Raw genomic sequence first — 9233 nt, forward strand, 5'->3', positions numbered from 1 at the left:
ATGACGAGTAACCTGTCCCAAAATCATCAATGTGTATCTTGATGCCCAACTGCTGAAGACGGTTAAAATTAAGGAACATTTTATTTTGGTCGACCAGCAATGTCTCTTCTGTCAGTTCAAAATGGATATATTTCGCTTGCGGTGTCACTCGCTCCAAAATCGCATCAAAATACTCGTCATCGAGCAAGGTGGCCGGAGTGATGTTAATGCTTACAGGCATGAAATAACCCTGTTTGTGCATGATTTTCATGTCAGAAATCACATGCTTAACCACCCACAAATCAAGATCTTTCATTAAGTTGGCCTTCTCAAGCCATGGCATAAAACTAAATGGCCCCTCAATCTTGCCACTGGTATCAAGAGTCCGCATCAGCGCTTCGCACCCCACCACTTTTCCCGTTGCAGTGCACACTTGAGGCTGATACTCCAAAACAAACTCTTTGCTACTCAACAATTCAATTTGATCAGTGACTTGCTGAGTCTCTCGCTCTGCACTAATACGTTCACCGATTGGGTCGTCGAGTAGTGAACGCGCCTCTTCTTCACGGCGAGAGAAAGTCGTATCAAGTGCTTTGATATGAATCGACTGCTTATCATTGGCCTTGTTCATCAGCTTTACGGCTGGCAAATACAATAACACCCCAAGGCTGATATTAAATGCCTGAAGCAGTACAGCAGAGAGATCACCATTGGTAGCCATAAATGCATTGATAAAAATTGGGCTATTGAAAGGCACTGAAACACTAGAAGACGCGACCAACCCAGTAGAGACACACAACATGCTAACCAACACATTAACGATCGGACACAACAAGAAAGGCAAAAATAACCTTGGATTTAGAATGATAGGCAAGCCAAAGAGTAAAATCTCATTGATGTTAAGCATGCCAATGGGAATGCTCGCAATAGCAAGTAACTTTAAGTTGCGCTGCTTAGCAAACAACAGCAGTGCCACCACTAATGACAACGTCGCGCCGCTGCCGCCGATAAATACAAAAGAGCCCACAAAGGACATGTTCATGTGGTACACAGCTTCACCGCCTGCGGCCACCGTAGAGTAGTTTAAATTACTCGCCTCTTGGAGCACATCAACCAAAGGAAGCAGTGCGTAATAACCGTGAATACCAAGAAACCACAGTGCAGAGTTGAGTGCGGCAAAGGTCACGCCAAACCAAGTTGGGCTATTGGCATAATCAACAGAAAATAGTGATAAAAACGGAATGTTGGCCAAAACACTAAACACACTGATGTTGACCACGATGACGATGATCGCCGTGATTAGCGCGGGTAAAACAAGGTTAAGTGACTCTTTAACAATCGTCCCTGCTGAGTCTGAACGAGTCAGGTGCAGTGCAGAATACCGCATTAAGTAAGCGAGCAATGGAATTGAATACAGCGGCGTTGCTATCGCCATCACAATATTAAACGTGAGTACAATTTGCTCACCTTGAATAAAACTATCAACGACCACTAAGTACAGAATAGATAACAGTGCGACAGGAGGTCTAGGAAGGCGCCACTGCATAGCAACAACGTAAGAGATAGTGGCCGTCATTAAGAAAGGGAAAAACGTCGCTATGCCACTATGCAGCTGGTAAAAAGCCTCTACCCAGTTTGAACGATAGCCCTGAATAAACTCAGAAATGCACGCCGCAAAGAGGCAGAATGATGAGATCATTAGGCAAGGTATTAGCCAAATCATACCTTCTCTAATGGCGTACAAAGAAGGCACTAAATACTGATTAAACCATATCCCGCTAATTTTACTACTAGGCTTGAACACACGCTTCCTGCTTTCCATACGCCCCCTTCAATTCTATCAATAAGAGTAGCATATGGTTCACGGAACGCTCTGAAATCTATAGGATCTGTTGACCTAGATGATTTAGCCGATTTTGAACTCTGTCCGCTTGTACTGATTAGCTAGCCAATTGCCAAAGCTATCTAAGATTCCCACCACCGAACGCTTGGCAATCAAGCGGCCAGACAACAGAATTCCCAAGCGCTCTATCTCGACCTTTTTATCCGGGTGGTAGCGAAGAAAGGCTTGCCCACATTCGATTGGATCGTCGAACCATTTCTTATCTTTGTGCATGATCAGCGAGTAACTGGCGCGTAGCAGTTTCTTGGCGATGATCTTCTGCGCTTTTATTTGATCTTCAGGCTTGTCACAGCGTCCGATACGATTTCGATACACGGCTACCCAATCTTCTACGTCCATATTCCAGTGTTTTGCGATCTCCCAACTTGGCTGATAGTCACCAAAACACTCCGACAGATCTTCGCCAAAAATACACACCGAGCAGTGGCGAAGCTGAAAGCCCCAAGAAAAAATACTGTCTAAACTTGCAATTTCAGAAGCCAGTGCCGTTTTAAATGAGACCTCAGTAATAAAAGGATACGACTTTTGAAAGCGCCATTTGATCGAATTGAACAACGTCGTTCTTAAATTGCTAAACGACTCATGGGTTACCACAATCACATCCAAATTAGATAAGCCTGGCTTAGCGGTTTTGCGCGCAACACTGCCATACAAGTAGATACTATGTAGGTTGTCGCCAAGCCCATTTTTAAGAAAGCTCACTAACTCATTAATCGCAGGTTGATACTGAGCTTGAAACGGCTGTTTAGGGTTGATTGTGGAAAGATGCATCTGATTACAAACAAATTTATCGAACTAAGTGCTCTAATGTTCGCTCACCGCGAGGGATCAATCAAGATATTCCTTCAGCTCGTGAGTCGGTATATAATCCGGCTAACACCTAACATACGAAGGAAATTGTTCATGCCAAAGGCAAGTGAGCTTAAAAAAGGTTTTGCTATCGAATCTAATGGTAAAACGCTATTAATCAAAGACATCGAAGTAACCACTCCTGGTGGTCGTGGCGGCGCGAAGATCTACAAGCTGCGCTGTACAGATCTGACAACAGGTGCTCGCGTTGATGAACGTTATAAGTCAGATGACGTTGTTGACACCGTTGATATGTTTAAGCGTGCGTCTTCATTCTCATACGTTGATGGCGACGAGTACATCTTCATGGACAATGAAGACTACACCCAATACACCTTCAAACAAGACGAAATCGCTGACGAGCTACTATTCGTAACCGAAGAGATTCAAGGTCTGCACGTTGTACTTGTTGACGGCAACGCAGTAAGCATCGAACTTCCTGCGGCTGTAGAGCTAGTGATTGAAGAGACAGACCCATCAATCAAAGGTGCATCGGCATCAGCACGTACTAAACCTGCGCGCTTTGCAACAGGTCTAACCGTTCAAGTACCAGAGTACATTGCAACTGGTGACCGCGTTGTTATCAATACAACTGAACGCAAGTACATGAGCCGCGCGTAATTATGGCAGAGCTAATCTCATACGATGATGCCATGGATACGGCTTACGATATCTTCTTAGAAATGGCGCCCGACAATCTAGAGCCTGCGGATGTGATTCTGTTCACTGCCCAGTTTGACGAACGTGGTGCAGCCGAGTTAGTAGAAACCGGTGATGACTGGGTTCAACACGTGGGTTTTGATGTAGACAAAGAAGTATACGCAGAAGTTCGTATCGGCCTAGTCAATGAACAAGATGACGTGTTAGACGATGTGTTTGCTCGCTTGCTGATCAGCCGCGATCCAGAGCACAAGTTCTGCCATGCGCTATGGAAACGCGACTAGACGTTTCACCTACTAAGCGCAATAAAATGCACAAACAAAAACACCCTAGCCTAAGCTGGGGTGTTTTTCATTGGGGGAAACTCTAGGCAATAACCTAGCCCTGTATAGGATGTCGTTCTAGCTAACTAAGAGTTAGTCAACCTTTATATTTTCTACGCGGGCTTTCAATTTTTGCCCTGGGCGGAAGGTCACTACTCGACGAGCACTGATTGGAATGTCTTCACCTGTCTTCGGGTTTCGACCTGGACGTTCATTCTTATCACGAAGATCAAAATTACCGAACCCAGACAGTTTTACCTGTTCGCCACTCTCCAGTGCCTTACGAATCTCTTCGAAGAACGCCTCAACCGTTTCCTTGGCATCCCGTTTACTGTATCCAAGCTTCTCAAACAGGTTCTCAGCCAAATCAGCCTTTGTGAGCGCCATAAAACTTTCCTCAAAGCTGTGTTAAACATTGCCGCCCGGGGGACAGCACCAAAACATTTCGCCAAGCCAATCAACAACATATCGGCTTTACCTTGGAAGTGTATGCCAAGCTCATGATTTTCGCCAACTTTTTTGTGTAATGACGATAAATCAAACGAAAAAACAACGACATAGACGACTAAAAGCACGATATTTCATCAAACAAACCAGAGTCTTAATCGCCAATAAATAGATGATTTATTTGTCATTATCTGGCTTAACAAAATATTAATCTAAATCTGCTATCACTCCAAATAAGGTACTGATGCGACTAAGAAATCACTGATAAAGCTATCAATATGAGCAACTCGGCTAACTGAACTGCCCCTGAGAATGAACTGTTCAAGCGGACTTATTTAACATGCTGTTATTGAATATTTAATAAGGAGTGAGATCTAGCTACAAGTATCATATTAGAGTTGTTGCACAAGTAAACCACCGATCACATACTCCTAACCTATAACTAAAAAATAAGATTGGTTTTAACCAAGAAAGAATAATGAACAAAACGTTGGCTATTTCACATGACATTACTTGCTACTCTTACATCTTGCCTTGGCGAAGGTGTACTTAGTGAAACGTCTCTACAAAGGCTATTTCACGAAATAATTCATAACCCGTCAGGCTGTCACTACCGTAGTCTGTTCGAATCTTTAATCAATAAACGCTGTCAAATAGCATACAGCGTAACGCCGCGACTCCAGCAAGCTAACCTGCGCACCCTATATAAAAGTAAAGAATACGCCCAGTTAGTCTGTGAAGGCGGTACAGCCACAAGCAGTGCAAGCAAAGAACTCAATCAAGCCTTAGAAAAGGTCGCGATAAAGCACTTTGGGTCACTATCTAGAATGTGGGCGCACATCGAGCTTGAAGTGCTCAGCAAACACCAAGTGGGTAGCTCTACCCTCGCCCCAGGCATTACCTTTAATGATGCAGATTATTCAGGTCAACTAATAGAAAACGTTGAGACTTCATCTCTCGTCGTATCATCACCTCATCGTGAAGGGCTTTATTCGCTGGGTGACGCACTGCGCATCGCCAACATTGACCTATTTGTACTTGAACAGAGTTGGTACGAGCTTCTTCCACTGATTGACTTGTCTGCCACTGGGTGCCATTTCATTTTGCTCCATTGTCCTAACGAGCATAGCCACCCTTGCTTAGCATCTAGCGCCATGATTACCAGCGGGTTAAAGCGCAAAGAGTGGCTTAGCCACACACATTTTTTCCAGCATTCGGGTTGGCAGTGCCAGTTCAATGAGCAATCAGTACGAGCACTGAATCACACAGATTCATTTGATCAACTTACCTCAACGGCTGATACACTAGAGGAGTTTGACGCCAACTGCATCGCTCACCTCAACTCTCACTCAACCATTTGTGAGATTTTGCGCTTAACTGTCGCGGGCCAAAAAGTACAGCGCTTGTACTTGTTCTACTTGGCGCAGAAAAAAATGGCGCAATGCTTGAACGATGCTGGATACCAGTGCGCCCAAACCATTATTGAGAACCCATGGCTACTCAATTTCTACGATCAGCTTAGTGGTCATGCTTATGTAAACTTAGCCAGCTATATCATAGAAGGTGAAGCCAGCCCAACATTTAGAGGAATGTGGCTTGTGGAAGCGTTTAACTTCCAATACTCTTCCATCGATTTTAGGCAGTACAAACAGATGGTGAGAAGTAAAGTGCGCAGTAAAGAGGTAAATGATGCTTGATTCCCTAGGTGGCTTGCAGCTGCACCCGGTATTCATACTGCTTACTCTCGTTTCATTTGTTGTGTTGCAATGGAACCTCTATTTCCATAAATCGACCAAGCAAGCGAAAGGCTCACGCCTAAAGCAGATCAAACGCCCTTATATGTGTTATTCGCTGTCGATTCTCGGCTGGATTCTCACCAATGCATATTTTTACTCGCCATTGCTGATTCAGCTTGGAGAACAGGCCGCGATAGTGGCAGCGCTAGCCGCAAACCTACTCTCCTACTCTGCATTTGCTTGTGCTTACCTAGTTTGTATCTCCCTAGCCCAATCTAAAACGATGAAGCTTGAGATCGCCGTACTAGCGATCGTTTCGGTTTTAGTCGTCGCGGCTAACCTCGCCAACTATAAAATGATACTCGGCATAACCATTGAATCTGCGGGTCAATTCGTTCTCAAGTTTGGTGAATCGACCTCTTACTTTTTCCTGGTTGTGCTGTACGTGATATTGCAATCATTCCGATGTGTCATTCAATACGCGCGCAATGCTAAGCCGTTGCAACATGTTAAGTCGCTCTACATGCTATTTGGTATTAGCGTGTTTATGCTATCGACATTAGCCATCCACGTTGTCGTACCTATGATATACACCGACTTCTCAATGGCGTGGCTGCCACCGGCACTGTCGATTTCCGAAATGATGTTAATGGGCTATGCATTGGTGACATCGCGCTTTTATAGCAGCCGTCATATCATGTACCGAACGGTCACTGTCTCTTTAGCCGTTTTCGGATTAACCATTCCGCTAATCTTAGTGATTGAGTCGACTGATACACAAAATATTCTAACTATCGTTCTTATCGCTACCCTATTTACTGGTATGAGTTGGAGATGGGTCTATAGGAAATGTGAGCGAATTGCGAGTGAGGTTGTGTTTAACGATGCTCTGTCACCGCAGCGCAAAATCTATGATTTAGCGAGTGACTTTCAAAAATCAGTCGATAGACCGTTGCGAAAAGTCGCCAATATTCTCGGCGTGAGTAGCGACTCAATTCAATTAGTGTCGAATCTGCTAGATGAACCTCTGTATACTAAGCATTTAAAATCTGCCAACAGCGTGTTGGTACTTGAAGAAATTGAGGATTCTATTCCGCAGTTGCAGAATCAACGCGAGGTACTCTCGCTGAGAAAACTCTATAAAAAAATGGATAGCAACGATATCGCCATGGTGCTGCCCATCTTCGATAACAACAACCATGTTTCGCACCTGCTCATCGCACGCAAAAAACATAATGGCCGCTTATTTTACGGAGAAGAAATTCAAGCCCTACAAACGGTACTCAAAAAAGCACAAGGCTATATCAATGCAGATCTTAAGATAAAACAGTCTCAGGCACTGGCAAACTCCATCGCACATGAGATGAGAAACCCACTCGCTCAAGCACAGCTAGAGTTTGAGTATATCGATCTCCTGGTTGATAAATCTTCCCCTGACCCGACACTGATGAGTCATGTAGCTAAAGGAAAACTGGCCGTTGACCGAGGTCGACAACTGATTGACATTATACTGCGCGAAGTCAATCACTCTTCCCTAGCACTTGAGCCTACTGAACCCACCAGTATTGCCTCGGCAATCCAAACAACGGTTGATTTGTACGGATTTGAACACGAAGAGCACCGTGCGCGAATCTCAATCAATGTTGAACAAGATTACGTGGTAAAAATTAACGACACCTTGTTTAATTTTGTGTTGTTCAACTTACTACGCAACGCTCTGTACTATTTTGATTCGTTCCCCAATAGCCGAATAGAAATATCTACACAAAGAGGCCAATATGAAAACCACCTTCTATTCCGTGACACCGGTCCAGGAATACCAGAGAACCTACTAGCAAGAATTTTTGACGACTTTTTTAGTCATAACAAGAGTGGGGGCAGCGGTCTGGGGCTTGGGTACTGTCAAAGAGTCATGGCGTCGTTTGGCGGTTCGATTCAATGTCAATCAGAAGTAGGACACTATACAGAGTTTACATTGACTTTCCCTGCAGCCAACATCGCAGTCGAGCAACTGAGCACACTCAGACCAGAAGTTAAACCTGAAGTCCCGGTTGCAGCTACCGAGGCTACAACAGCAAAGACTGAACTAACGTTCGAGGTCACTCAATCCCACATGATCTTAGTGGTCGATGATAAGGAAATCCAACGAACCTTAGTCAAACTCTACCTTGAGCAATTAGGTTATTCCGTGATTTTAGCTAACAATGGCAAAGTCGCGATCGAGATCATTCAAAATAACCCTATCGACCTGGTATTTATGGATATCCAGATGCCAATTATGAACGGTTTCGAGGCAGCAAGCATCATGAAGCAGTCTTTCCCTGCCATTCCTATTATCGCTTTATCTGGGGAGTCAGGAGAACAGGATGTACTCCGTATGAGTGAACTGATGGATGGCCGTTTGTCTAAGCCAACAACCAAAGAGGCTCTACAGGCGATTTTACGCTCCACGCTCAACGTCCCAGTACATTAAAAAGGCTCGGTTGTTCGTCAATTGATTGGCAACCGCCTGCCTTATTTTGAGTCTCAAATTGCCCCAACTTAGTTCTGTTGTTCTCAACTCGTCGATACATTGTAAGAACTTCCTATGCCTTTTTAATAGCCTAGCGGGGTTTAACTAGTCGAACTCCATTATTGGCACCGAATATGCTTAATCCACGTGAGTAGTATAAAGCGGCTAGCCGTCGCCAATTAGCAAGTCAGGAGCACGTTATGGAAGTTCAACGTCACACATACTATAGACTTATTCATCAAGGTATTAAGTGTCTATTGGTTGATAGAATCGGCCACTTCACTGAGTTGGAGTACCATGAATACCTCAATGGCATGACTGGCAAGTCAAGTTGCTTCTCGATGAGTGATGAAGAGCTGCAATTCACCGTCGATAGCCTCCTCAGCGAGGGTTATTTAGAGGACTACAAACACCATATTTTGCGCTAAAAGCAGTGAAATTTAAGTTTGTAGTTTCTCGGGTTAGTTGATTTCGTTAGACTGCGTGTAATTGAATTGATCAAGACTAATTAAATGAAACAACTGCTCGACTTTGTACCCCTAATTATCTTCTTCGCCCTGTACAAAATGCAGGACATCTTCGTAGCGACAGGCGCACTGATTGTCGCTACCGCGATTCAAATCGTCATTACCTATCTAATGTTTAAAAAAGTGGAAAAAATCCAGATCATCACTTTTTTGATGGTCGCTGTTTTTGGCGGGATGACTCTTTTCCTTCACGACGACAACTTCATCAAATGGAAAGTCACCATTGTCTACGCAATTTTCGCCCTTGGACTAGTAATCAGCCACCTGACAGGAAAGTCCGCAATTAAGGCGATGCTT

At 44.2% G+C, this 9233-nt stretch carries 9 protein-coding genes; 6 read left to right on the forward strand and 3 right to left on the reverse strand.

Going from position 1 to position 9233, the window contains the following annotated elements; genetic code table 11:
* Together QTO00_RS09285 and QTO00_RS09290 are read right to left on the reverse strand one after the other, a co-directional pair.
* A partial coding sequence (locus tag QTO00_RS09285; protein WP_331424471.1) for a PTS sugar transporter subunit IIC/EAL domain-containing protein occupies positions 1-1801 on the reverse strand: 1801 nt, incomplete at its 3' end.
* A gap of 84 nt (positions 1802-1885) precedes the next feature.
* Positions 1886-2653, reverse strand: coding sequence for a nucleotidyltransferase domain-containing protein (locus QTO00_RS09290; RefSeq protein WP_331424472.1), 768 nt, complete (start codon positions 2651-2653; stop codon positions 1886-1888).
* A 132-nt stretch (positions 2654-2785) separates the two neighbouring features.
* Between QTO00_RS09290 and yeiP the strand changes: the two genes are divergently transcribed.
* Together yeiP and QTO00_RS09300 are read left to right on the forward strand one after the other, a co-directional pair.
* Positions 2786-3352: an elongation factor P-like protein YeiP gene (yeiP, locus tag QTO00_RS09295; protein WP_038205103.1), complete on the forward strand. Its 567-nt coding sequence runs from the start codon at positions 2786-2788 to the stop codon at positions 3350-3352.
* A gap of 2 nt (positions 3353-3354) precedes the next feature.
* A complete protein-coding gene (locus QTO00_RS09300; RefSeq protein WP_331424473.1) occupies positions 3355-3675 on the forward strand; it encodes an HI1450 family dsDNA-mimic protein in 321 nt (106 codons plus the stop codon).
* A gap of 132 nt (positions 3676-3807) precedes the next feature.
* On the opposite strand, the gene ihfA is transcribed toward QTO00_RS09300, so the two are convergent.
* A complete protein-coding gene (ihfA, locus tag QTO00_RS09305) occupies positions 3808-4101 on the reverse strand; it encodes an integration host factor subunit alpha (RefSeq protein ID WP_004746689.1) in 294 nt (97 codons plus the stop codon).
* 563 nt (positions 4102-4664) lie between these two features.
* Here ihfA and QTO00_RS09310 point away from each other — a divergent pair.
* From QTO00_RS09310 to QTO00_RS09325, 4 genes are all read left to right on the forward strand, one after another.
* On the forward strand, positions 4665-5858 hold the full coding sequence (locus QTO00_RS09310; RefSeq protein WP_331424475.1) for an acyl-homoserine-lactone synthase: 1194 nt from the start codon (positions 4665-4667) through the stop codon (positions 5856-5858).
* A complete protein-coding gene (locus tag QTO00_RS09315; protein WP_331424478.1) occupies positions 5851-8370 on the forward strand; it encodes a hybrid sensor histidine kinase/response regulator in 2520 nt (839 codons plus the stop codon). Before QTO00_RS09310 ends, QTO00_RS09315 begins: the two co-directional genes overlap by 8 nt.
* 239 nt (positions 8371-8609) lie before the next feature.
* A complete protein-coding gene (locus QTO00_RS09320; protein WP_331424480.1) occupies positions 8610-8837 on the forward strand; it encodes a hypothetical protein in 228 nt (75 codons plus the stop codon).
* A gap of 84 nt (positions 8838-8921) precedes the next feature.
* Positions 8922-9233 (forward strand): septation protein IspZ (locus tag QTO00_RS09325; RefSeq protein WP_331424482.1); only part of this gene is annotated, 312 nt, incomplete at its 3' end.

Origin of the sequence: Vibrio sp. M260118, assembly GCF_036533755.1 — a bacterium.
GTDB lineage: Bacteria > Pseudomonadota > Gammaproteobacteria > Enterobacterales > Vibrionaceae > Vibrio.

Excerpts from the sequence above, each read along its gene's own strand:
- QTO00_RS09290 (WP_331424472.1), bottom strand. The coding sequence starts at position 2,653 with ATGCATCTTTCCACAATCAACCCTAAACAGCCGTTTCAAGCTCAGTAT.
- yeiP (WP_038205103.1), top strand. The coding sequence starts at position 2,786 with ATGCCAAAGGCAAGTGAGCTTAAAAAAGGTTTTGCTATCGAATCTAAT.
- QTO00_RS09300 (WP_331424473.1), top strand. The coding sequence starts at position 3,355 with ATGGCAGAGCTAATCTCATACGATGATGCCATGGATACGGCTTACGAT.
- ihfA (WP_004746689.1), bottom strand. The coding sequence starts at position 4,101 with ATGGCGCTCACAAAGGCTGATTTGGCTGAGAACCTGTTTGAGAAGCTT.
- QTO00_RS09310 (WP_331424475.1), top strand. The coding sequence starts at position 4,665 with ATGACATTACTTGCTACTCTTACATCTTGCCTTGGCGAAGGTGTACTT.
- QTO00_RS09315 (WP_331424478.1), top strand. The coding sequence starts at position 5,851 with ATGCTTGATTCCCTAGGTGGCTTGCAGCTGCACCCGGTATTCATACTG.
- QTO00_RS09320 (WP_331424480.1), top strand. The coding sequence starts at position 8,610 with ATGGAAGTTCAACGTCACACATACTATAGACTTATTCATCAAGGTATT.